The sequence below is a fragment of the Variovorax sp. CAN15 genome (assembly GCF_030462475.1).
Lineage (GTDB): Bacteria > Pseudomonadota > Gammaproteobacteria > Burkholderiales > Burkholderiaceae_C > Variovorax.
Window position 1 is genome coordinate 231,164 of the sequence record NZ_JASMRZ010000003.1, and the last position, 24,442, is coordinate 255,605.

At 68.7% G+C, this 24,442-nt stretch carries 17 protein-coding genes; 13 read left to right on the plus strand and 4 right to left on the minus strand.

Annotated elements, in window-relative coordinates; all coding sequences use genetic code 11:
* Nucleotides 1-57 precede the first annotated feature (57 nt).
* The 11 genes from QMO14_RS04405 to QMO14_RS04455 all read left to right on the plus strand — a co-directional run bounded on the left by QMO14_RS04405 (nt 58) and on the right by QMO14_RS04455 (nt 17,900).
* Nucleotides 58-1,605, plus strand: coding sequence for a polyamine aminopropyltransferase (locus QMO14_RS04405; RefSeq protein ID WP_301504853.1), 1,548 nt, complete (start codon nt 58-60; stop codon nt 1,603-1,605).
* Nucleotides 1,606-1,722: 117 nt separating this feature from the next.
* Nucleotides 1,723-3,372 carry an FAD-dependent oxidoreductase gene (locus tag QMO14_RS04410; protein ID WP_301504855.1) on the plus strand — a complete coding sequence of 550 codons (1,650 nt, stop codon included), beginning with the start codon at nt 1,723-1,725 and terminating at the stop codon, nt 3,370-3,372.
* Nucleotides 3,369-4,499, plus strand: a complete 1,131-nt coding sequence (locus tag QMO14_RS04415; RefSeq protein WP_301504856.1) for a saccharopine dehydrogenase family protein — start codon at nt 3,369-3,371, stop codon at nt 4,497-4,499. Before QMO14_RS04410 ends, QMO14_RS04415 begins: the two co-directional genes overlap by 4 nt.
* Nucleotides 4,496-4,876, plus strand: a complete 381-nt coding sequence (locus QMO14_RS04420; RefSeq protein ID WP_301504858.1) for a DoxX-like family protein — start codon at nt 4,496-4,498, stop codon at nt 4,874-4,876. The genes QMO14_RS04415 and QMO14_RS04420 overlap by 4 nt, the downstream gene beginning before the upstream one ends.
* Nucleotide 4,877: 1 nt before the next feature.
* A complete protein-coding gene (locus QMO14_RS04425) occupies nt 4,878-5,348 on the plus strand; it encodes a DUF2269 domain-containing protein (RefSeq protein WP_301504860.1) in 471 nt (156 codons plus the stop codon).
* A 133-nt stretch (nt 5,349-5,481) separates the two neighbouring features.
* Nucleotides 5,482-11,505: an alpha-2-macroglobulin gene (locus QMO14_RS04430; protein ID WP_301504862.1), complete on the plus strand. Its 6,024-nt coding sequence runs from the start codon at nt 5,482-5,484 to the stop codon at nt 11,503-11,505.
* A 171-nt stretch (nt 11,506-11,676) separates the two neighbouring features.
* Nucleotides 11,677-13,953, plus strand: coding sequence for a penicillin-binding protein 1C (gene pbpC / locus QMO14_RS04435; protein ID WP_301504864.1), 2,277 nt, complete (start codon nt 11,677-11,679; stop codon nt 13,951-13,953).
* 79 nt (nt 13,954-14,032) lie between these two features.
* Nucleotides 14,033-15,385 (plus strand): esterase-like activity of phytase family protein, encoded by a 1,353-nt coding sequence (locus QMO14_RS04440; RefSeq protein WP_301504866.1) that lies wholly within the window; start codon nt 14,033-14,035, stop codon nt 15,383-15,385.
* A gap of 156 nt (nt 15,386-15,541) precedes the next feature.
* Complete coding sequence (locus QMO14_RS04445; protein ID WP_301504868.1) at nt 15,542-15,850, plus strand: DUF3649 domain-containing protein; 309 nt, start codon at nt 15,542-15,544, stop codon at nt 15,848-15,850.
* Nucleotides 15,847-17,520, plus strand: a complete 1,674-nt coding sequence (locus QMO14_RS04450; protein ID WP_301504870.1) for a PepSY domain-containing protein — start codon at nt 15,847-15,849, stop codon at nt 17,518-17,520. Before QMO14_RS04445 ends, QMO14_RS04450 begins: the two co-directional genes overlap by 4 nt.
* Before the next feature lie 5 nt (nt 17,521-17,525).
* Entirely contained in the window at nt 17,526-17,900 is a 375-nt protein-coding gene (locus QMO14_RS04455; RefSeq protein ID WP_301504872.1) for a DUF3325 domain-containing protein, read from the plus strand.
* 75 nt (nt 17,901-17,975) lie between these two features.
* On the opposite strand, the gene QMO14_RS04460 is transcribed toward QMO14_RS04455, so the two are convergent.
* The 3 genes from QMO14_RS04460 to speD are packed head-to-tail and all read right to left on the minus strand — an operon-like array spanning nt 17,976 to nt 20,493.
* Nucleotides 17,976-19,376: an aminopeptidase P N-terminal domain-containing protein gene (locus QMO14_RS04460; protein ID WP_301504874.1), complete on the minus strand. Its 1,401-nt coding sequence runs from the start codon at nt 19,374-19,376 to the stop codon at nt 17,976-17,978.
* Nucleotides 19,373-20,086: a nucleotidyltransferase family protein gene (locus QMO14_RS04465; RefSeq protein ID WP_301505021.1), complete on the minus strand. Its 714-nt coding sequence runs from the start codon at nt 20,084-20,086 to the stop codon at nt 19,373-19,375. Before QMO14_RS04465 ends, QMO14_RS04460 begins: the two co-directional genes overlap by 4 nt.
* 26 nt (nt 20,087-20,112) lie before the next feature.
* Nucleotides 20,113-20,493, minus strand: a complete 381-nt coding sequence (speD, locus tag QMO14_RS04470; protein WP_301504876.1) for an adenosylmethionine decarboxylase — start codon at nt 20,491-20,493, stop codon at nt 20,113-20,115.
* Between the two features lie 153 nt (nt 20,494-20,646).
* Between speD and tkt the strand changes: the two genes are divergently transcribed.
* Both tkt and gap read left to right on the plus strand, forming a co-directional pair.
* Complete coding sequence (gene tkt, locus QMO14_RS04475; RefSeq protein ID WP_301504878.1) at nt 20,647-22,701, plus strand: transketolase; 2,055 nt, start codon at nt 20,647-20,649, stop codon at nt 22,699-22,701.
* A 57-nt stretch (nt 22,702-22,758) separates the two neighbouring features.
* The gene (gene gap / locus QMO14_RS04480) at nt 22,759-23,760 is read left to right on the plus strand and encodes a type I glyceraldehyde-3-phosphate dehydrogenase (RefSeq protein ID WP_176665341.1); all 1,002 of its coding nucleotides are present in this window, start codon (nt 22,759-22,761) and stop codon (nt 23,758-23,760) included.
* A 75-nt stretch (nt 23,761-23,835) separates the two neighbouring features.
* On the opposite strand, the gene QMO14_RS04485 is transcribed toward gap, so the two are convergent.
* Nucleotides 23,836-24,423 carry a hypothetical protein gene (locus tag QMO14_RS04485; protein WP_301504881.1) on the minus strand — a complete coding sequence of 196 codons (588 nt, stop codon included), beginning with the start codon at nt 24,421-24,423 and terminating at the stop codon, nt 23,836-23,838.
* Between the last annotated feature and the right edge of the window lie 19 nt (nt 24,424-24,442).

The window sequence follows — 24,442 nt, forward strand, 5'->3', positions numbered from 1 at the left end:
CCCCCGAGGGGGAGGCGCGGTCCGCCTTGGGGCGGCCCGGCGGCGGCTGCCTGATTCATGGATGCTCCTGCCAGTCCGCTGCCGGCCAAAGGCCCGCAGCCCGTTGAGATCGCGCTGCTCGCCAGCGTGTTCGTGGTCGCCGCCTGCGGGCTGGTCTACGAGCTCACCGCGGCCGCGCTCAGCTCATACCTGCTGGGCGACTCGGTGCTGCAGTTCAGCACCATCATCGGCACCTACCTGTTCGCCATGGGCGTGGGCTCGTGGCTCTCGCGCTACTTCGAGCGGCAGCTGCCTGCGCACTTCCTTCGTATCGAACTGCTGGTCGCGCTGATCGGCGGCGCGCTGCCGGCGATCCTGTTCCTGGCCAACGCCTACGTGCCCGGCGCCTTCCGGCTGCTGCTGTACGGCCTGGTGATGGTGGTGGGCACGCTGGTGGGGCTCGAGATCCCGCTGGTGATGCGCATCCTGAAGCGCAACATCGTGCTCAAGAACCTGGTGTCGCAGGTTCTCACCTTCGACTACCTCGGCGCGCTCGCGGTGTCGGTGGCCTTCCCGCTGATCCTGGTGCCGCAGCTGGGCATGATCCGCACCGGCCTGCTGTTCGGCTTCATGAACGCGGCCGTGGCGGTGTGGGCGCTGTGGCTCTTCCGCCATGAACTGCGCCGCGTGGGCGCGCACGCCGTCGCCTGCTTTCTCGCGCTGGCCGCGCTGGTGGCCGCTTTCGCCGGCGCCAACCACATCACCACGCTGGCCGAGGACAAGTTCTACCAGGACCGCATCGTCTTCAGCGCTACCTCGCCCTACCAGCGCATCGTGGTCACGCGCGGGCTGCTGGGGCACCGGCTCTTCCTAAACGGCAACCTGCAGTTTGCCGAGCGCGACGAATACCGCTACCACGAGGCGCTGGTGCATCCGGTGATGGCCGCCCAGGGCGCGCCGAAGAAGGTCGCGGTGCTCGGCGGCGGCGACGGCATGGCGGTACGCGAGATCCTCAAGTACCCGTCGGTGGAATCGGTCACGCTGGTGGAGCTCGATCCGAACATGACGAAGCTCTTCACCGAGCATGAGACGCTGGCCGCGCTCAACGGTCATTCGCTCTCCTCGCCCAAGGTGAAGATCGTGAATACCGACGCCTTCCAGTGGCTGCAGCAGCCCGGCGACACGTTCGACGTGATCGTTGTCGACTTTCCCGATCCCACCAACTTCGCGATCGGCAAGCTCTACACCAACAGTTTCTACGCGCTGCTCGAAAAGCGCCTGTCGGCCAGCGGCTACGCCGTGATCCAGACCACCTCGCCGCTGGTGGCGCGCAAGAGCTACTGGACCGTGGCGACGACCATCGAATCGGTGGGCCTGCGCGCCACGCCGTACCACGCGCACGTGCCCAGCTTCGGCGAATGGGGCTACATCATCGCGAGCCGCAGGCCCTACCGCATGCCCGATGCGCTGCCGCCGGGCCTGCGTTTTCTCTCCCCGACCACGCTGCCGCTGATGTTCGACTTTCCGCTCGACATGGCGCGCGTGCCGGCCGAAGTGAACCGGCTGTCGAACCAGGTCCTCGTCACCACTTACGAGCAGGAGTGGGGCAAGGTCATGGCGCATTGAAATGGCTCGCTCCCAGGCTGCGCGCACTTCGTGTCGCTTCGCCAACCCCCTGCCGGGGGCAATACCCGCGGCCCGGCAAAGCCGGTTCCGCGGTGTTTCACGAATGAGGCAGGCGAGATGAGGCGCCGTGGCTTTCTCGGAGCCGCTGCCGGCGCGGCGGGTGCGCTCGCGCTCGCGGGCTGCGACGCGCCGCCACCGCCTATCGAGGGCGGCTTCACGGGCATCGACGTCACTCGCGGCCATGCGATGCGCGACCGCGCCCTGGGGGGCGGCGCGGCGCCCGCCGCTGTGAAGCGCACGCGCGTGGTCGTCGCGGGCGGCGGCGTGGCCGGCCTCGCCGCCGCACGGGCGCTGCGGCTTGCGGGCATCGACGACTTCGCGCTGCTCGAGCTGGAAGACACCGCCGGCGGCAATGCGCGCGGCGGCACGGTCAACGGCATCGCCTGCCCGCTCGGCGCCCATTACCTGCCCGTGCCGGGGGACGACGCGCGCGAGGTGCAGGATCTGCTGGAGGAACTCGGCCTGCGCCGTCGCGTGGCCGGGCGCTGGGAGTACGACGAGGTCACGCTCTGCCACAGCCCGCAGGAGCGCCTGTTCTTCCAGGGCGAGTGGCAGGACGGCCTGCTGCCCATGCACGGCGTGAACGAAGCCACGCTCGCCCAGTACCGCAAGTTCGCGCAGCGCATCGACGCACTGCAGCACGCCGCGCACTTCGCGATACCGACGCTCAAGGTCGCCATCACGCCCGAGCTGCTGGCGCTCGATGCAGTCAGCTTCCAGAGCTGGCTCGACAGCGAAGGCTTCAGCGATGCCCGGCTGCGCTGGTACCTGGACTACTGCTGCCGCGACGACTACGGCGCCGGCATCGGGCAGGTGTCGGCCTGGGCAGGCATCCATTACTTCGCGAGCCGGCACGGCTTCCATGCGCCCGGCGACCCGACCGGCAGCATCAACGATTCGAGCCCCGAGCGCGACGGCATCCTCACCTGGCCCGAGGGCAACGGCTGGCTCACCAAGCAGCTCGCCAGGCCGCTCGGCGAGCGCCTGCGCACCGGCAGCGTGGTCACGCGCATCGCCGAAGTGCGCGACGGTGTCGAGGTCGATGTGTGGGACGCGGCATCGAAATCGCTCGTGCGCTGGCAGGCCGAGCGCTGCATCGTCGCGCTGCCCGTGTTCATCGCCGCGCGGGTGGTCGAGAACGCGCCCGAGATACTGAAGAACGCCGCCGCGCATGTGCGCTACGCGCCCTGGCTGGTCGCCAACATCCACCTGCGCGGCCCGCTGGCCGACCGGCCCGGCGCCGCGCCGAGCTGGGACAACGTGATCTACGGCACCAGGGGCCTGGGCTACGTGGACGCGCGCCACCAGACGCTGGACCCCACGCCGCGCGGCACCGTGCTGAGCTGGTACCGCCCGCTGGGACCGAGCGGTTACGACACCGCCGACGGCCGCAAGCTGCTGCTGGAGCGACCGTGGACCGGCTGGCGCGACGACCTGCTCGCCGAGCTGTCGGTGCCGCACCCCGATCTGCCCTCGCTGGTCTCGCGCATCGAGATCACGCGCTACGGGCACGCCATGTCCATCCCCAGGCCCGGCCTCCTGGCGCAGATCGGCTCGCAGCGCAGCGCACCCGATGCGGAGCATCGCGGCAGCGTGGTGGCGGGCCGCCTGTCGTTCGCGCATGCGGACTGGTCGGGCTATTCGATCTTCGAAGAGGCGTTCACGCGCGGGCACGTTGCCGGAACGGATGCGGCGGCGGCAGCATGAAGACGCTGGTGCTCGGCGGCTATGGCAACTTCGGCGCGCGCATCTGCCGCGCGCTGGCCGGCAGCCCCGGCATCGAGCTGCTGGTGGCGGGGCGCGATGCGCAGCGCGCGTCGGCTTTCGCTTCATCGCTGGGCGCGGCCGCCAGCGGCGTGCGCGTCGACGTGCAGGCCGCCGATCTCGCCGGCACTCTGCGTAGCCTGGGCGTGGAGCTGGTGATCCACACCGCCGGCCCCTTCCAGAACCAGGACTACCGCGTGCCGCTGGCCGTCGCCGCGGCGGGCGCGCACTACATCGACCTGGCCGACGGGCGGCGCTTCGTGTGCGACTTTCCCGCAGCGCTGGGCGCGGCGTTTCGCGCCGCCGGCCGCACTGCGGTGAGCGGCGCCAGTACGGTGCCCGCGCTGTCCTCGGCCGCCGTCGACCATCTTGCGGCCGGCTGGCAAGGCATCCGAAGCATCGACATCTGCATCGCTCCCGCTCAGGGCGCGCCGCGCGGCGACGCCACTCTGGCTGGCGTGCTCGCGTACTGCGGTGAGCCGATCCGCGTCTGGCAGGGCGGCCGCTGGATCGAGCTGCCTGGCTGGGCTGATCCGGTGAAGGTGGAGTTCGCGCGCATGAAGCCGCGCCGTGGTGCGCTCTGCGACATTCCCGACCTGGAGCTCTTCCCGGCGTGCTACGCGGGCGTGCAGTCGGTGATGTTCCGCGCCGCGCTCGAGGTCGGGTTGACACAGCGCGCCTTCGCCTTCCTGGCCTTCATGCGCCGCGCGGGACTGCTGCCGGCGCCGCAGAAGCTCGCGCCGCTGCTGCATGCCACCGGAGGCGTATTCGACGCACTGGGCACGGCGCTGGGCGGCATGGTCGTGCGCGTCGAAGGCACCGATGCTCAGGGTCACCCGGCGCGGCGCGCCTGGCACATCGCGGCCGACGACAACCACGGGCCGGAGATTCCATGCATGGCTGCGATCCTTCTGGCGCGCCGGCTTGCGAACGGCGACACGGCGCTGCCCATCGGCGCGCATGCCTGCATGGGACTGCTCTCCTTGCCCGAATTCGAACCCGAGTTCGCGCGCTGGGGCATGGTGACCGACGTGGTCGATGAAGAAAGCCCGAGCCCCGCTGCAAGATGACCCGCCCCGCCGACGAGACCGATCGCCTGCTGCGCTACAGCCTCGTCGCCGTATGGCTGTTCACCGCCGTCGCCAGCTTCGTCGAACTGAACGGCCAGAGCCGCGAGGTGCTGGCCGCCGCCGGCATCGCGTCCCCGCAATGGCTGGTGCAGGGGCTGATCGTCGGCGGCGCGGCGGCCGATCTTGCGGTCGGCATCGCGCTGTGGCGATGGCCCGGCCGCGCCAGCTATGCGGCGGCGCTGGCCCTGATGCTCGCCATGACCGTGGTGGCGACGGTGCTGCAGCCGGGCCTGTGGCTGCATCCGCTCGGCCCGCTGCTCAAGAACATCCCCATCGCCGCCCTGCTCTGGCACCTTTACCGGCGCGCCGCACCATGACATGAACACCTATCTCGTCCTCAAGTGGCTGCACATCGTCTCCAGCGTGCTGATGGTCGGCACGGGGCTGGGCTCGGCCTTCTACATGTTCTTCGCCAACCGCAGCGGCAGCGTGCCCGCGCAGGCGGTGGTCAGCCGGCTGGTGGTGCGTGCGGACTGGTGGTTCACCACGCCCACCGTCATCCTGCAGCCGGCCACCGGCTTCGCGCTGGCGCACATGGCGGGCTGGCCGCTGTCCACGCCGTGGCTCGCGGTCTCGCTGGCGCTGTTCGTCTTCGCGGGCGCCTGCTGGCTGCCGGTGGTGTGGCTGCAGATCCGCATGGCGGCGATCGCGGCGCAGGCGCATCGCGATGCGACGGCACTGCCGCCGCTCTACGCGCGCTACCAGCGCTGGTGGGAGCTGCTGGGCTATCCGGCCTTCGCGGCCATGGTGGTCGTGTTCTACCTGATGGTGAACAAGCCCCAGCTATGAGCCGTTGAAATGAACCGATGAGAGATGGCCCGGCGCGGGCCGTGCAGTTTTCACGAAGACTTCACACACAGCGCGATTGCTTCACAGATGGCTCGCACACTCGCGGGCGCCAACAAAAACAGTGGGGAGTTCCATGCTTCAAGTCGCCAACAGAAAACTCGCGTCGATCAGCGACGTGTTCTTCACCGGGCTGGGCCGCGCGCTCGGCTTCCTGCGGCCATTGGCCCGCGGGCTCATCGGTTCCTGGCGACCACCGGGCTGGCTGCGCATCCTTGGCGCCTTCCTTCTTCTGGGATTTCAATGGCTGCAGCAGCGGCTTGCATGGCTGGTGCTGCTTGCACTGCTGTTGCTGGCGGGCTGGGTTGCCCACCCCCATGTCATGAAGTGGTGGCACGGCCTCACGCCCGATCGCGTCGAGCCCGTGGTCGCCACCGCGAAGACCGACTCGCCGCAGCGCACGCAGATCGAACTCGACAAGGGCCCGAACCCCTTCGTCATCAATTTCTCGGCCTCGGTCGCGCCCATCGCGCGCGTCGGACAGGAGGCCACCGGCGTCAGCATCGAGCCCGCCATCGCCGGGCGCTGGACGTGGACCAAGCAGAACCGCCTCGAATTCCTGCCCACGCAGGACTGGCCCGTCGGCCAGCCCTACAAGGTGCAGATTGCCGACAGCGCCCTCGCGCCGCACATCGAGCTGGCGCAGCGCAAGTACGAGTTCAGCTCGCCGGAGTTCACCGCGCAGTTCATCGGCGCCGAGTTCTACCAGGACCCGGTCCAGGCCAACGTGCGCCGCGCCCTCTTCCAGGTGCGCTTCTCGCACCCCGTCAACACGGCTGAGTTCGAGAAGCGGCTGGTGCTGACCTACGACCAGCCCTGCAGCAGCTCCTTCTTCAGCGTGGGCAAGTGCGCAAGCGAGAAGTTCACCGTCAGCTACGACAAGCTGCGCCTCATCGCCACGCTGCAGTCGGAGCCGCTGCCCATTCCCGAGAAGACGCGGCCCGCGATCCTGAGCCTCACCGCCGGCGCGGTCGCGCAGAAGGGCGGACCGGCACTGCGCAACGACCAGTCGCGCGCGGTCGACATCCCCGGCCTCTACAGCCTGGCCATCGCGGGCATCGAGCCCACCATCGTCACCGGCGAGAACGGCGAGCCCGAGCACGTGCTGCAGGTCAATGCCTCCATGCCGGTGCATGAACGCGAGATGGCCCGCGTGGTGCAGGCCTGGCTGCTGCCCGCCACGGAAGAAGCCAAGGGCGACCCCGAGGAGAAGTTCGACTGGTCCGCCGATCCGGCGAAGATCACCGACGCGGTGCTGCGCCGCGCGAAGAAGCTCGACCTGCAGCCCATCGCCAGCGAGCGCGAGGTGACCGACATGGTCGGCTTCCGCATGCCGCAGGCCGAGGGCGGGCGCTACCTGCTGGTGCGCGTGGCCAAGGGCCTGAAGACGCCCGGCGGCTACCAGCTGGGCGCCGCGTTCCAGGACGTTCGCCAGCTCAAGACCTTCGCGCCCGAGCTCACCATCATGAGCCAGGGCTCGCTGCTCGCGCTCTCGGGCGAGCGCAAGCTGCCGATCCTGGTGCGCGACCTGCCCGGCATCCGCCTCGAGATCGGCCGCCTGCTGCCGCAGCAGCTGCAGCACCTGGTGACGCAGACCAGCGGCGACTTCGCGCATCCCCAGTTCTACGGCGGCCTGCAATCGGACGACCTCGTCGACCGCTTCCAGAAGGAGATTCCGCTGAGCATCCCCGCCGGCAAGGCGCACTACGAGACCGTCGACTTCGCCGAGTACCTGCGCAGCGACGCGACCGACCGCCGCGGCGTGTTCCTGCTCAAGGTGCAGGGCTACGACCCCAAGGCGAAGAAGAAGCCCGAAGGCGAGGCCCAACCCGAGGAGGTACAGCAGCAGGAAGAGCAGTCTTCCGAAGAGGAAGGCAGCGACGGCAACGGCGAGGGCGGCAGCCCCGATCAGCAGATCGACCAGCGCCTGGTGCTCGTCACCGACCTGGGCATCGTCGCAAAGAAGTCGCTCGACGGCACGCGCGACGTGTTCGTGCAGAGCATCGCCAGCGGCCAGCCGGTGGCGGGTGCCATGGTCGAGGTGTGGGGACGCAACGGCATGATCGTCGCGTCGCAAGCCACCGACGCCACGGGCGCGGCCAAGCTGCCCAACCTCGCCGGCTACCAGCGCGAGAAGGCGCCGGTGGTGCTGGTCGTGCGCAAGGACGGCGACCTGAGCTTCCTGCCCTTCAACCGCAGCGACCGCACGCTGGACATCTCGCGCTTCGACGTCGGCGGCCTGCGCGCGGCGGGCGTGCCGAACCAGATGACGGCTTATGTCTTCAGCGACCGCGGCATCTACCGCCCCGGCGACACCATGCACATCGCGATGATGGTGAAAGCCGGCAACTGGGCCACCTCGCTGCGCGACCTGCCGCTGGAGGCCGAGATCATCGACGCGCGCGGCCTCAGCGTGCGCCGCGAGAAGCTCAGGCTCGGCCCCGGCGGCGCGGCGGAGATCGCCCACACCACGCAGGACACCTCGCCCACCGGCAACTACGCCGTCAACCTCTACCTGCCGCGACAGTCGTCGCCCGGTGCGCCGGAGGTAGAGAGCCTGCTGATCGGCAGCACCACGGTGAAGGTGCAGGAGTTCCTGCCCGACCGCACCAAGGTCACGGCCAAGCTCAGCAGCGAAATCGCCGAAGGCTGGGTGAGCCCCAAGGACCTGAAGGCGCAGATCGACGTGCAGAACCTCTTCGGCACGCCCGCGCCCGACCGCAAGGTGGAAGGCACGCTCACGCTGAGCCCCGGCTTCCCGGTGTTCCGCGCCTTCACCGACTACGCCTTCTTCGACCCGCAGCGCGCCACCGAGAAGCAGGTGGACGACCTGGGCAGCGTGCAGACCAGCGCCGACGGCAAGGCCGAGTTCGACCTGCGCCTCTCGCGCTTCGACGCCGCCACCTACCAGGTGCACGTGCTGGCCAAGGCCTTCGAGCCCGAGGGCGGGCGCAGCGTGTCCGCCGAGGCGCAGACGCTGGTGAGCGACATGCCCTACCTCGTCGGCGTGAAGGTCGACGGCGACACCAGCTACGTGAGCAAGGGCGCCGCGCGCAACGCCACGGTGATCGCCATCGACCCGCGCGCGAAGAAGACGGCCGTGGCCGACCTGAAGATCGAGCGCGTCGAGCGCAAGGTGCTGTCGGTGCTCATCAAGCAGGACAACGGCCTGTACCGCTACGAGTCGCGCCGCAAGGAGATCGTGCTCGACGAGAAGCCCTTCGCCATCGCCGCCGCGGGCAACAACGTGGTGCTCGATACCGCCGCGCCCGGCAACTTCGCCTACGTGGTGCGCAACGCGCAGGGGCTGGAGCTCAACCGCGTGGAATACAGCGTGGCCGGCAACGCCAATGTGTCGCGCTCGCTCGACCGCAATGCCGAGCTGCAGCTCACGCTGGACCGCAAGGACTACGAGCCGGGCCAGGAGATCTCGGTGAGCATCCGCGCGCCGTACGTGGGCGCGGGCCTCATCACCATCGAGCGCGACAAGGTCTACGCCCATGCGTGGTTCAAGACCGACAAGACCGCCTCGGTGCAGAAGATCACCGTGCCGAAGGACTTCGAGGGCACCGGCTACATCAACGTGCACTTCGTGCGCGACCCGGCCTCCGACGAGGTCTACATGAGCCCGCTGTCTTACGGCGTGGTGCCCTTCGCCACCGCGCTGACCAAGCGCACCGCCAACCTGCAGCTCACCAGCAGCGAGCTGGTGAAGCCGGGGCAGACGGTGAAGATGAAGCTCACCAGCGACAAGCCCACGCGCGCCGTGGTGTTCGCGGTGGACGAAGGCATCCTGCAGGTGGCGCGCTACAAGACGCCCGACCCGCTGAAGCACTTCTTCCAGAAGCGCGCACTTGAAGTCGGCACGCTGCAGACGCTCGACCTGATCCTGCCGGAGTTCAAGAAGCTCATGCAGGGCGCCGCACCCGGCGGCGACGGCGAAGGCGAACTCGGCAAGCACCTGAACCCGTTCAAGCGCAAGCGCGACAAGCCGGTGGCCTACTGGTCGGGCCTGGTCGACGTGAACGGCAGCCGCGAGTTCAGCTACACCGTGCCCGAGAGCTTCAACGGCAGCCTGCGCGTGATGGCCGTGGCCGTGAACGACGAGACCACCGCCGCCAAGAGCACCCGCACCGTGGTGCGCGGCGACATGGTGATATTGCCGAACGCGCCGCTGGCGATGGCGCCCGGCGACACCGTTGAGGTGGGCGTGGGCCTCGCCAACAACATCGTCGGCTCGGGCAAGGAGGCGCCCATCGCGCTCACGCTCACCGCCTCGGGCGGACTCGAAGTGGTGGGTGATGCCACGCAGACGCTCAAGGTCAACGAGCGCGGCGAAGCCAGCACGAAGTTCAACGTGCGCGCTAAGCCGGGCGAGCAGGCGGTGCTGGGCTCCTCGGCGCTGGTGTTCACCTCCACGCACAAGAACTTCAGCGCGCGCCTGTCGACCGAGGTGAGCGTGCGGCCCGCATCGCCCTTCGTCACGCTGGTGCAGGCCGGCAGCTTCCAGCGCGCGGGAGAAATCTCGAGCCAGGCCGACCTGTACCCGAACTTCCGCCAGAGCGACGTGGCCGTGTCGGCCGCGCCCTGGGCCTTCGCGACCGGCCTGATGCAGTACCTGGAGGCCTATCCGCACGGCTGCACAGAGCAGATCACCAGCCAGACCTTCCCGGCGGTGCTGCTGTCGGGCCGACCCGAGCTGGTGAAGGAAATGTCGCGCGGCCGCACGGCCGAGCAGGGCCCGCTGCCCGAGGCGCGCAAGACCTTCGAGCGCTACCTGGTGCAGCTGCGCGCGCGGCAGACGGCCGACGGCGGCTTCTCGCTGTGGCCCGGCGCCGGCACCGACGCCTTCGCGACGCTGTATGCGGTGCAGCTGCTGGTCGAGGCCAAGGACCACAAGCTGCCCGTGCCGCAGGACCTGCTGCAGAAGGCCAACACCTACCTGCAGGGCTGGCTGGGCAGCGGCGACAGCACGCTCGACGGCTGGCGCCAGCGCACGCAGGCGGCCTACCTGCTGACGCGCCAGGGCATCGTCGCGCCGGCCGCGCTCGCCAACCTGCGCGAAGCCCGCCGCAATCAGCTGTCGCGGCAGACTGTGGGCTGGGGCGACGACCTCGGCGCCGTGTACCTCGCCGCAAGCTACCAGCTCGTGAAGCAGGAGCAGGTGGCCAACGAGCTGCTCGACCCGGTGTGGTCCGACCTGCTCGCGCGCACCGAGAAGAAGCAGCGCCGCAACGTCTGGGGCGCCTACTACGACCCGCTGGTGCACGACAGCATGACGCTGCACCTGGTGGGCCGCCACTTCCCCTCGCGCCTGAAGACGCTGAAGCCCGCGGTGTGGGAAGGCATGGCGGCGATGGTGCGCGACGGCTGGTACAACAGCCTGTCGTCGGCCTCGATGCTGCTGGCGGTCGACTCCTACTTCGAGGCCGTGGGGCAGAACGTGGAAGGCAAGCTCTCGGCGAGCACCGTCAATGCCCAGGGCCAGGCGGCGGCGCTCGCGCTGGGCGCGGTGAACCCGATCACGCGCGCTTCGGTGCCGGCCGGTACCGCGAAGCTGAAACTGTCGAACGACAGCGACTTCAACCTCTACTACAGCTGGGCCGAACAGGGCTTCGAGCGCAACGTGCCAAGCACGCCGGTGAACAAGGGCCTGGAGATCTTCCACGAGGTGCTCGACGCCAAGGGCAACCCGGTCACCAAGGTCAAGCTCGGTGAAGAGGTCACCGTGCGGGTGCGCGTGCGCAGCCTGGAGCGCGCGCAGATCAACGATGTGGCGCTGGTCGACGTGCTGCCCGGCGGCCTGGAGCCCGTGCTGCAGGCCGTGGGCGACGACGACGATGCAGCCAACGCCGACGCGCCCATCTGGAAGAAGCGTCTGGGCGGCGGCGGTTCGTGGAAGGTGCAGTACGCCGACATCCGCGAAGACCGTGTCGTGTTCTACGGCGGCGTCGGCAAGGACCTGCTCGAAGTGACCTACAAGGCCCGCGCCACCAACGTGGGCGACTACGTGGTGCCGGCGGCCTACGGCGAGGCGATGTACGACCGGCGCGTGTTCTCGCGCTCGGCGGGTGCGCGCTTCCAGGTGGTGGCAAATTGATCGTGACGCGCTCTTGCCTTGTTCCCTCTCCCGCTTGCGGGAGAGGGTTAGGGTGAGGGGGCGGCGCTTCCTATGACCTCCGCGCCCGATCCATCGCCGACGCCCTCACCCCAGCCCTCTCCCGCAAGCGGGAGAGGGAGGAAGGCCGTCATCGCCCTTGCGGTCTTCGTCGTGCTGCTTGTCCTTCTTCGCCTGTGGCCCCACGCCCCGCTGAGCGAAACCGTCGGCAGCTCGCGCGCCGTCTATGCGCAGGGCGGCGAACTGATGCGCCTCACGCTCGCCGCCGACGAGCAATACCGGCTCTGGGTGCCGCTGGAGCGCATCTCGCCCACGCTGATCGATGCGGTGCTGCTGTACGAAGACCGGCGCTTCTACGCACACCCCGGCGTCAACCCCGCCGCGCTGGTGCGCAGCGCATGGCGCATCGCCAGCGGGGAGCGCAGGCAGGGCGGCTCCACGCTCACCATGCAGCTCGCGCGGCGCGTGTACGGTATCGACAGCCGCACGCCCGGCGGCAAGGTCGCGCAGATCTTCGCGGCGCTGTGGCTGGAGGCACGCTTCAGCAAGCACGACATCCTGGAGGCGTACCTCAACACCGCGCCCTACGGCGGCAACATCGAGGGCGTGCAGGCCGCGAGCCTCATCTACTTCCGCAAGGACGCCGCCAGGCTCAGCCTGCCCGAGGCGCTGACGCTCGCGGTGATTCCGCAGAACCCCGTCAAGCGCATCGCCGAGCGCGGGCGCAATGCGGAGCTGCAGGCCGCGCGCGAGCGCCTCGCGGCGCTGTGGGCCGAACGCGATCCGACGGCGAAGCAGCATGCGCCCGACGCGCAGCTCGCACTGTCGGCCCAGTCGCGCGGCAGCCTGCCCTTTCTCGCGCCGCACGCCACCGACATGCTGCTCGCGCAGGAGCGCGGCGTGCAGGAGGTGCACACCACCATCGACCTGCGCATGCAGGCCACGCTCGAGCGCGTGATGGCGCAGTACCTGCGCGCGCATGCCGACGTCGGCATGAACAACGCGAGCGCGCTGCTGCTCGACGCATCGACGATGCAGGTGCGCGCGATGATCGGCTCCGCCGACTTCCGCAACGACGCCATCTCAGGCCAGGTCAACGGCGTGCTGGCCAAGCGCTCGCCGGGCTCCACGCTCAAGCCCTTCATCTACGCGCTGGCGCTCGACCAGGGGCTGCTGCACCAGAAGACGATGCTGAAGGACGCGCCCACCTCCTTCGGCCCCTACACGCCCGAGAACTTCGACCACCGCTTCGCCGGCCCGCTGCCGGCGCAGGAGGCGCTGATCCGCAGCCGCAACGTGCCCGCGGTGGCCGTGGCGGCGAAGCTCTCGAAGCCGGGCCTCTACGACTTCATGCGGCTGGCGGGCGTGCAGAAGCTGCAGAGCGAGCAGCACTACGGCCTTGCGCTGGTGCTGGGCGGCGGCGAGGTCACGCCCGAGGAACTGGCCGGCATGTACGCGACGCTGGCCAACGGCGGCATCTCGCAGCCCATCCGCTACACGCGACCCGATCCCGACGAGAAGCCCGTGCAGCCGCTGCGCCTGCTGAGCGAGGAGGCCTCGTTCATCACGCTCGACATGCTGCGCCACACGCCGCGCCCAGACACCACGCTGCCCGCGCGCCCGGCCATCGCGTGGAAGACGGGCACCTCCTGGGGCTTTCGCGATGCATGGACCGCGGGCGTGTTCGGCCGCCACGTGCTGGTGGTGTGGGTGGGCAACTTCGACGGCAGCAGCAACCCCGCGCTGGTGGGCGTGGATGCCGCGGCGCCGCTCTTCCTGCGCATGGTCGATGCGCTGCGCGCCGAGCGGCTGGACCCGGGCGAGATGGCATCGCGCCGGCCGCCCGACCTGCGCCAGGTGGAGGTATGCGCGGCGACGGGCGGCCTGCCCGACGCGCTTTGCCCGGTGCGCACCATGACATGGTTCATTGCGGGCAAGTCGCCCATCCAGGTCAGCAACCTGCATCGCGCGGTTTGGGTCGACGAGACCACGGGCAAGGTCGTCTGTGGCCCGCAGCCCAACGCTCGGCAGCAGGTGGTGGAGCAATGGGGCAGCGACATGCGGCGGCTGTTCCGGCAGGCCGGGCTTCCGCGCGCTAGCGCGCCCTCCGACGGTTGCGAGAAGGCGCAGGGCGGCGAAGGTGATGCGTCTTCGGACAGCGCGCCGCTCATCACCTCGCCGCTGCGCGGCGTGCGCCACACGCTGCGCGCGAAGAAGCCCGAGCCGCTGGTGCTGCGCGCCGAGGGAGCGGCCGGCACGCAGGCGATCTACTGGTTCGCGGACGACGCGCTCATCGGCCGCACGGCGCCGGGCGAAGGCATCACATGGATGCCCGATCTCGCGTCGTCGGGGCGGCGCTACCTGCTGCGCGCCGTCGATGACCAGGGGCGGGCCGAGTCGCGCGAGGTGACGGTCGACATCGCGCCCTGAAATCCCGCGGGGCATGTCATGGCCGCGTCACTCCTTGCCGGCATGGTCACGCGTTTTCGACTTGGAGTCCTCCCTGCTCATGACGCGTCTTGCCACCTTGTCTCTCGTCTCCTTCGCTGCCGCCTTCGCTTGCTCCGCAGCCCAGGCACAGACGGCCTTCCCCGCCACGCTCGCCGGCCACGCCGTGCTGCCAGCGCAGAGCTTCGTCGCGGCGCCCAAGGACGCACCGGCCGACCTGCAGGTCAGCGGCAAGTTCACCAGCGGCAAGCGCGTCGAGGCCGTGGGCTCGGTCGAAGGGCTCTCGGGCGGCCGTGGCACCGGCGTGTCGCTGCCCTTCAAGGGCCAGCCGCTGCAGGGCCATTCCGGCATCAAGAAGATGGACGACGGCAGCTTCTGGATCCTCACCGACAACGGCGCCGGCGCCAAGGCCAACTCGCCCGACTTCATGCTCTACCTGAGCCACTACAAGGTGGACTTCAAGAGCGGCAAATTCAACCGCATCGAAACCGTCTTCCTGCACGACCCCGACAAGAAGGTGCCCTTCCGCATCGTCCATGAAGGCACCAGGCAGCGCTACCTGACGGGCTCCGACTTCGACCCGGAGAGCTTCCAGTTCGCCGGCGGCGCACTGTGGATCGGCGAGGAGTTCGGCCCCTTCCTCATCAAGGCCGACCTCAAGGGCAAGGTGCTCGCCGTGTACGACACGCTGGTCGACGGCAAGGCCGTGCGCTCGCCCGACCATCCGGCCGTGACCACGCCGGGCGCCCCGGGCGGCGCGGTCGACTTCCAGATCAAGCGCTCCAAGGGCTTCGAGGGCATGGCTTCGTCGAAGGACGGCAGCAAGCTGTATGCGCTGCTCGAGGGCCCGGTGTGGAACGCCGAGGCCAAGGACTACGAGAAGGTCGAGGGCAAGGAAGCGCTGCGCGTCTTGGAATTTGACGTCAAGGCTGAACGCTGGACGGGCCGCCACTGGCAGTACGTGCTCGAAGCCAACGGCAACGCCATCGGCGACTTCAACATGATCGACGGCAGCACGGGCCTCATCATCGAGCGCGACAACGGCGAAGGCACCAGCGACAAGGCCTGCCCCGAAGGCCAGAAGCGCACCGACTGCTTCCACGATATCGCGAAGTTCAAGCGCGTCTACAAGGTCGAACTCAGCGACGCCAACGTGGGCGGCCCGGTGCGCAAGATCGGCTACATCGATCTGCTGAACATCGCCGACCCGAACAAGCTCGCACGCAAGCCCCTGAACGACGGCGTGCTGAAGTTCCCCTTCTTCACCATCGAGAACGTCGACGTGGTCGACGCCACGCACATCGTGGTCGGCAACGACAACAACCTGCCGTTCTCAAGCAGCCGCGAGCCGAACAAGGCGGACGACAACGAGCTGGTGCTGCTGGAGGCTGGGGCGCTGCTGCAGGCGAAATAAGCGGCAGTTGCTGCGGCCGGGGCGGAAATGCCCCGGATCGCGAATGGGGTGGTTGTGAAAGAGTTTTCAAGATGAGTATCATTCTCATCTTCTCGAATTTCTCTTCCCCTTCTCCATGAACCTCCGTACGACCTCGCACGCCGTCCGGCGCGCGTCGTGACCGCTGGCGTTCGTTACCGCCTCGGCGTTGCTTCGCGTGCGGTCGCCGCCATCGCCGGCGGCTACGGCGTCGCGGCGCTGTCATCCGTCGTGCTCGCGCTGTGCCTGCCCGCCATCTTCGGCATGGCCCGCAGCGAGGCCACGATGACCGGCCTGCTCGCGTCCTTCGCCATCTTCGCGCTCGCGGTGATGTGGGTCTTCGCCGCGCGTACCGCGTTGCGCGCTTGGTTGGGGCTTGCCGTGGTTGCGGTGGTGCTGGGGTCGCTCCTTCTGCTGCTCATGCGCGCGACTGGAGCGGCCGCATGAAGGAAGGCTTCCGCCAGTCGATGGCTTGGCTTCATACCTGGTCAGGCCTGCTGGTCGGCTGGGTGCTGTTCATGGTGTTCGCGGCCGGGACGGCTTCGTATTTCAAGGACGAGATCACCTTCTGGATGAAGCCCGAACTGCACGCGGCAGCCGCACGCACGGAAGTTCCGCCGGTACAGGCGGCCGAAGGCGCGGTGGCCTACCTGCAGCAGCACGGCGCGGGCAGCCCGCGCTGGTTCATCAACCTGCCGACCGAGCGCCAGCCGTCGACCGACGTGCTGTATCTGGCTACTCCCGCCCAGGGCGGCGCGCCCGGCGACAAGCCGCGCCGCCGCTTCGACCGCGCCTCGCTCGACCCCGCCACCGGCGAGGCCCTCTCCGCGCCACGTGTCACGCGCGGCGGCGAGTTCTTCTACCGCCTGCACTTCGACCTGCACTACATGCCCGCGCTGTGGGCGCGCTGGATCGTCGGCTTCTGCGCGATGTTCATGCTGGTGGCGATCTTCAGCGGCATCGTCACGCACAAGCGCATCTTCAAGGACTTCTTCACCTTCCGGCCGAAGAAGGGCCAGCGCTCGTGGCTCGACGCGCACAACGTGACGGCGGTGCTCGCCCTGCCCTATCACCTCATGATCACGTACACGGGCCTCGTCACGCTGATGTTCATGTACATGCCCTGGAGTCCGCAGGTGGCCTACAAGGATCGCGGCGGCGAGCAGGCCTTCTTCTCCGAGGTGTTCCCCGGTGGCGGCCGCGACCAGGTCAAGGCCTCGGGCAACAGGGTGCCGCTGGCGCCCATCGCGCCGATGATGGCGCAGGCCTCCGCGCACTGGGACGGCGCCGCCGTGGGCCGCATCACCGTGCACCAGCCCAACGACGCCAACGCGGTCGTCGCGCTCACCCGCGCCGAAGGGCCGCAGCTCTCGTACGACAAGCCGTCGATGCTTTTCAACGGCACCACTGGCGCGCTGATCGGCGCCTACGGCGACGTGCCCAAGCCCGCGGCGGAGACGCGCGGCGTGCTCTACGGCCTGCACATCGCGCGTTTCGGCGATCCGTTGCTGCGCGCGCTGTTCTTCCTTTCGGGGCTCGCGGGCTGCCTGATGGTGGCGACGGGGCTCCTGCTGTGGGCCGTGAAGGAGCGCCAGAAGTTCGCGAAGACGCTCAAGCAGGGCGGACGCATCGGCTTCGGCCTGCGGCTCGTCGACGGCTTGAACCTCGGCGCCATCGCCGGCCTGCCCGTCGCGATGGCTTCCTTCTTCTGGGCCAACCGCCTGCTGCCGGTGGGCATGGCCGAGCGCGGCGAGGCGGAGATCCGCTGGTTCTTCATCGTCTGGGGCGCGGCCGCGGTGCTCGGCCTGCTGCGGCCCACGCTGCGCATGTGGCAGGCGCAGCTCGCAGCGGGTGCGTTGCTCTTCGTCCTGCTGCCGGTGCTCAACGCCTTCACCGGCCTGGCGCCGTTGACCGTCAGCCTGCGCGCCGGACCGAGCGCGGTGGCAGGCTTCGATCTGGTCGTGATCGCGCTGGGCCTGGGGCTCGCGGGCGCGGTGTGGATCGTCGAGCGCAAGCGGCGCAAGTCGATGGCTGCCAAGCGGCAGGCGGAGAAGAAGCCGCCGAGCTCGCCTCAACAGCCGTCGTCGACGCTCGCCCCGTCGGGCCAGGGCTCGTGACGTCGATGGATTCGTCCCTGCTCTCCCTCGTGTTCGCCGCTTCGCTCGCGGGTTTCTGCGCGCTGAGCCTCGCGATGGACCGCCACAGCGAAGACGTCTACGGCCGTGGCAGCACGCCCGGCCCCTGGCGGCGTTGGCTGCAGCTCGGCGGTGCGGTGCTGCTGTGCCTGTCGCTGTGCGCCAGCCTGCGCGCGGCGGGCAGTGCCGCCGGCTGGGTGCTCTGGCTGGGCGCGCTCACGGCTGCGGCGTTGTCCACGGTGGGGCTGCTCAGCTATGCGCCGCGCCGCTTTCACTGGATCGCATTCGCGGCCACGGCTGTCGCGCTGTGCAGCCTGCTGATGAGTCTGCTGGCGTCGTCCTCCGCATCGGGCACGTCGTGACGATGACGGTGGCGGCGCGCAGCGCGCCTGCCTGCTCATTGCGTCTTCCGCCCTCGCCGGTGTCCCTGTGGGCCGTCAGGCCCGCATCAGCGCCTCGATCTCGTCCGCCTTCACCGGCACGCCGCGCGAAATGAGCTCGCAGCCGGTGGCGGTGACGATCGCGTCGTCTTCGATGCGGATGCCGATGTTGTGGAACTGCTCGGGCACGCCGTCGGCGGGGCGCACGTAGATGCCGGGCTCCAGCGTCAGCACCATGCCGGGGTGCAGGATGCGGCTGGGGCGGTTCTTGATGACTTCGTTCGACAGCGGGTCCTTGCGCTCGCTCACCTCGCCCACCTGGGTGGGCTCGACGTAGCTGCCGCAGTCGTGCACGTCCATGCCGAGCCAGTGGCCGGTACGGTGCATGTAGAACTGGAAGTAGGCACGCTTGTCGATCACGTCATCGACGCTGCCGACCTTGTTGGCGTCGAGCAGGCCGAAGTCGAGCATGCCCTGCGCCAGCACCCGCACGGCGGCGTCGTGCGGGTCGTTGAAGCGGTTGCCGGCCTTGGTGGCCGCTGCCGCCGCATCCTGGCTGGCGAGCACGAGGTCGTACAGCGCGCGCTGCGGGCCGCTGAACTTGCCGTCGGCCGGGAAGGTGCGGGTGATGTCGCTGGCGTAGCCGTCGAGCTCGCAGCCCGCGTCGATCAGCACCAGCTCGCCCTTGCGCACGGGTGCGGCGTCGGCGCGGTAGTGCAGCACGCAGGCGTTGGCGCCCGCCGCGACGATGGAGTAGTAGGCGGGGTACTGCGAGCCGCCGAGGCGGAATTCGTGCAGCAGCTCGGCGTCGAGGTGGTATTCGCGCGCATCCTTGCCCTCGCGCAGCATGCGGGCCGACAGCTGCATCGCGCGCACGTGCGCGCGGGCGCTGATCTGCGCGGCGCGGCGCATGATGTCCTGCTCGTGCGCGTCCTTGACCAGCCGCATCTCGTCGAGCGGGCCGCACAGGTCGCGCTGCTCGTCGGGGCACAGCGCGCCGTAGCGCACGCGTGCGCGCACCGACTGCAGCCAGCCGTCGACGCGGCTTTCCAGGCCCTTGTGGATGGCGAAGGGAAACCACACGGTGGCGCGGTTCTCCAGCAGCTTGGGCAGCTTCGCGTCGAGTTCGGTGACGGGGAAGGCCTCGTCGACGCCGAGCGCCGCGGGCGCAGCGTCGGGGCCCAGGCGGTAGCCGTCCCAGATCTCGCGCTCGATGTCCTTGGGCGCGCAGAAGAGCGTCGAGCGGCCGTCGCCCGCCAGCACCAGCCAGGCATTGGGCTCGGTGAAGCCGGTCAGGTAATAGAAGTAGCTGTCGTGGCGGTAGAGGAAGTCGGTGTCGCGGTTGCGCGGCCGCTCGGGCGCGGTCGGGATGATGGCGATGCCGTCCTTGCCCAGTTGCGAGGCGAGGCGCGCGCGGCGCTCGGCGTAGATCGTGGTGGCGATGTCTGCTGCGGTCATCTTGTTGGCGTGTTCAGTTGGGCGAGCCGTTCGGGGGTTCCCACATCGGTCCAGGGGCCGGTGTAGAGCTCTGCGCTCACGAGTTCATTGTCCATCGCGGCGCGCAGGATCGGCGCCAATGGGGCCTTGCGGCCGGCCGGGTTGCCGCTCGGGATGTCGCAGTAGGGCGGCGCGAAGAGCGCGGCGCGGTACAGGCCGATGGTCGAGAAGGTGTACTTCTCGGCCGCCGCGTTCAGCGCGAGGCCGTCCGCCGAGAGGCCGAAATCGCCCTTCGGGTTGTGCGCCGGGTTGGGCACCAGCCAGAGGTGCGCGAGCCTGCCGCTGGCCATGAAGCGGTCGACCCAGGCCTGCGTGAAGGTGAAGCCGGGCGCGAACACGTCGCCGGCGGCGACCCAGAACACGTCGCCCAGCAGGGGCAGCGCACGCACGATGCCGCCGGCCGTCTCCAGCGCGCCGCCGAAGTCGCGGCCTTCGTCGGAATATGAAATCGATAGCGCGGCAGGCCCGTCCAGCTTGGGATTCGCGCCGAAGCGTCCGGAAATCTGTGCACCCAGCCAGTCGGTGTTGACGACCAGCTCGGTGAAGCCGCCGGTGGCCAGCGCCTCCATCGGCCATTGCATCAGGGGCTTGCCGCGCACCTCCAGCAGGGGCTTGGGGCAGGAATCGGTCAGCGGCCGCATGCGCTCGCCGCGCCCGGCGGCCAGGATCATGGCCCGTACTGCGCTGCTGTTGCCGTTCACGCCGCGATCCGCCCGCGCTGAAGCTCGTTGCGCTCGCTGTGCCGGGGCTGGAACACCGACACCAGGCACTCCATCAGCGCATGCGCCTTGGCAGAGTGGTCGCCGCTGAAGTTGCAGACGTACACGTCCAGGGTCACGCCGCGCTGCTCGGGCCAGGTGTGGATGCAAAGATGCGATTCGGCCAGCAGCACCGTGGCCGTGACCCCGCCCGGGCCCTGCGGCGTGGCCGGAAAACCATGGATCAGCTTGCCCACCGCCTGCAGCCCGGCGGCCGCCACCGCCTTGAGGCAGACGGCCCCCAGCGCGTCGCGGTCGGTGAGCCATTGGAGGCCGCATTGGCAGTCGTGGAGGTCGGCGGTGAGGTGCAGGCCGTGCATGGGTGGCAACTCTAGCAGTCCGTCTGGCGGGCCAGGCGCACAGGAACATCGGAAGGGTGTTCGGGCCGTATCGGGAGCGTCCGGGGCTCGCCCGGTAAAATCGCGGGTTCTCCCCACCCCAACCCTCCTTTTCCCTCCGAAAGCCCACCGCACATGGCAAATCACGCCCTGATGGCCAACGCAATCCGCGCTCTGGCCATGGATGCCGTCCAACAAGCAAATTCCGGACATCCGGGCGCACCGATGGGCATGGCCGACATGGCCGTCGCACTCTGGGGCGATCACCTGCGCTACAACCCCGCCAACCCGCACTGGTTCGACCGCGACCGCTTCGTGCTCTCGAACGGCCACGCCTCGATGCTGCTGTACTCGGTGCTGCACCTGACCGGCTACGACCTGCCGATCGGCGAGCTCAAGAACTTCCGCCAGCTGCACAGCAAGACCGCCGGCCACCCCGAAGTGGACGTGACCCCGGGCGTGGAAACCACCACCGGCCCGCTGGGCCAGGGCATTACCAACGCCGTGGGCTTCGCGCTGGCCGAGAAGCTGCTGGCCGCCGAGTTCAACCGCAAGGACCATGCCGTGGTCGACCATCACACCTACGCCTTCCTGGGCGACGGCTGCATGATGGAAGGCATCAGCCATGAAGCTTGCGCGCTGGCCGGCGCCTGGCACCTGAACAAGCTGATCGCGCTGTACGACGACAACGGCATCAGCATCGACGGCCAGGTCAAGCCCTGGTTCATCGACAACACCGAAGAGCGCTTCAAGGCCTACGGCTGGAACGTCATCGGCCCGATCGACGGCAACGACGCCGAGGCGGTGTCCAAGGCCATCGCCAAGGCGAAGAAGGAAGAGGCGAAGCCCACGCTGATCGTCTGCAAGACGGTCATCGGCAAGGGCAGCCCGAATCGCGCCGGCACCGCCAAGGCGCACGGCGAGGCGCTGGGCGCGGAAGAAATCGTGCTCACCCGCGAAGCCATCGGCTGGCCCTACCCCGCATTCGAAATCCCCGCCGAGGTGTATGCCGACTGGGACCACAAGGAAGCCGGCGCCAAGACCGAAGCCGAGTGGAACGACAGGTTCGCCGCCTACGCGGCCGCCTATCCCGAGCTGGCCGCCGAGTTCACCCGCCGCATGAAGGGCGAGCTGCCCAAGGACTTCCACCAGGTCGCGTTCGACACCGTGGTCGCCGCCCACACCAAGGCCGAGACCGTCGCCAGCCGCAAGGCCAGCCAGCTCGCGCTGGAATCCTTCACCGCCGCGCTGCCCGAGCTGCTCGGCGGCAGCGCCGACCTGACCGGCTCGAACCTCACCAACACCAAGAGCACGCCCGCCCTGCGCTTCGACGCGAAGACCGGCGCCGTGGTGCGCACCGAGCCCACCGAACAGCACCCCGAAGGCCAGATCGGCCGCCACATCAACTACGGCGTGCGCGAGTTCGGCATGGCCGCCATCATGAACGGCGTGGCGCTGCATGGCGGCTACATCCCCTACGGCGGCACCTTCCTCACCTTCAGCGACTACAGCCGCAACGCCATCCGCATGGCCGCGCTGATGAAGCGCCGCGTGGTCCACGTGTTCACGCACGACTCCATCGGCCTCGGCGAAGACGGCCCGACGCACCAGTCGATCGAGCACGCCGCCTCGCTGCGCCTGATCCCGAACCTCGACGTCTGGCGTCCGGGCGACACGGCCGAAACGGCCGTGGCCTGGGCCGTGGCGCTGCAGAACCAGTCGCGCCCGACCGCGCTGCTCCTGAGCCGCCAGAACATCGCCTACGCGCCAAAGAGCGAGCTCGGCGACATCAGCCGCGGCGCCTACGTGCTCTCCGAGCCCGAGAACGTCGGCCTCAAGAACAAGAAGACGGCGGCCGTCATCATCGCCACCGGCTCCGAAGTGCAGCTCGCGCTGGCCGCCCAGAAGCTGCTGGCCGAGAAGAAGATCGCCGTGCGCGTGGTGTCGATGCCCTCGACCACCACCTTCGACCGCCAGGACCTCGCCTACAAGAAGGCCGTGCTGCCGAAGAAGCTGCCGCGCATCGCCGTGGAAATGGGCTGCACCGGAGGCTGGTGGAAGTACGGCTGCGCGGCAGTCGTCGGCATCGACACGTACGGCGAGTCGGCGCCCGCGCCGGTGCTGTTCAAGCACTTCGGATTCACGGCGGAGAACGTGGCCGCCACTGTGGAAGCGGCGCTGCGCGACTGAGCCTTTCTTCGCCGGATCACGACAGACAACAGTTTTTCAACCTTAGGAGCAAGTCAGATGGCTATCAAACTCGGTATCAACGGCTTCGGCCGCATCGGTCGCAACGTGCTGCGCGCAGCCGTGCAGAACTTCAAGAACGACATCGAAATCGTTGCCATCAACGACCTGCTCGAGCCCGATTACCTGGCCTACATGCTCCAGTACGACTCGGTGCACGGCCGCTTCAAGGGCGAAGTCACGGTTGAAGGCAACACGCTGATCGTGAACGGCAAGAAGATTCGCCTCACGCAGGAGCGCGACCCCGCGCAACTGAAGTGGAACGAAGTCGGCGCCGACATCGTGCTGGAGTCGACCGGCCTTTTCCTGACGAAGGAAACCGCCCAGAAGCACATCGACGCGGGCGCGAAGAAGGTGATCCTGTCGGCACCGTCGAAGGACGACACCCCCATGTTCGTCTACGGCGTGAACGACAAGAAGTACGCCGGCGAAGCCATCATCAGCAACGCCAGCTGCACCACCAACTGCCTGGCTCCGCTGGCCAAGGTGCTGAACGACAAGTGGGGCATCAAGCGCGGCCTGATGACCACCGTGCACGCCGCCACCGCCACGCAGAAGACCGTGGACGGCCCGAGCAACAAGGACTGGCGCGGCGGCCGCGGCATCCTGGAAAACATCATCCCGTCGTCGACGGGCGCGGCCAAGGCCGTGGGCGTGGTGATCCCCGAGCTCAACAAGAAGCTCACCGGCATGAGCTTCCGCGTGCCGACCTCCGACGTGTCGGTGGTCGACCTGACGGTCGAGCTGGTGAAGGAAGCCACGTACAAGGAAATCTGCGCCGAGATGAAGGCACAGAGCGAAGGCGCGCTCAAGGGCGTGCTGGGCTACACCGAAGACAAGGTGGTGGCCACCGACTTCCGCGGCGACCCGCGCACCTCGATCTTCGACGCCGAAGCCGGCATCGCGCTCGACGGCACCTTCGTGAAGCTCGTGAGCTGGTACGACAACGAATGGGGCTACTCGAACAAGTGCCTGGAGATGGTGAAGGTCGTCTCGAAGTAAGCAGCAAGCCTTCTTCGACGCTTCAATGAAAAACGCGCCTTCGGGCGCGTTTTTTTATTGGGCTTTTGCTCGCTGCTATCGCAGCCTCTCGTTCCTGCGAACCTCGCTGCTCAGCTGCGAAGTCAGCCGCGTCGCGGCCCTTCTTGCTGCCAGCCCGAAGTCGCCCTTGAACTCCCCGAACTCGGCCGTGCCGTTACCCACGGCACGCACGCGCGCGACTTCGGCACCATTGGCATCGGTCACCACGCACGAAACCTCGGCCGTGAAGGAGGTCGGCGGCCAGCTGATCCACGACGACGAGCTCGAATCGGTCTTGATGCGCGGCGAGAACACCAGCGATACGCCCGCCGCCTCGTTGGCCTTCGCGTCGCCGGCGGTGCGCAGCACGACCACGTCGCGGTACACGGCACGCAGCGCATCGCGGATCGACTTCTCGAGGTCGCGGTACGGGTAGTAGCTCACGCGGTCGCCGCTGCCGCCGGGGGTGACCACTTCGAGGTCGCGGTCCGCGTCGGTCATCACGTAGGCGACCTTCTTTTGAATCAGGTGCGCCTGCGAACGCTGCGGCGCGGTCTCGGTGATCATGGTGATCGGGTGCACGCAGCCGGCGAGCAGCAGCAGTGCCGACAGCGCCATGGTCAGCGGTAAAGAAAAGAACTGCATCGAAGCGCCTCCTGATCTC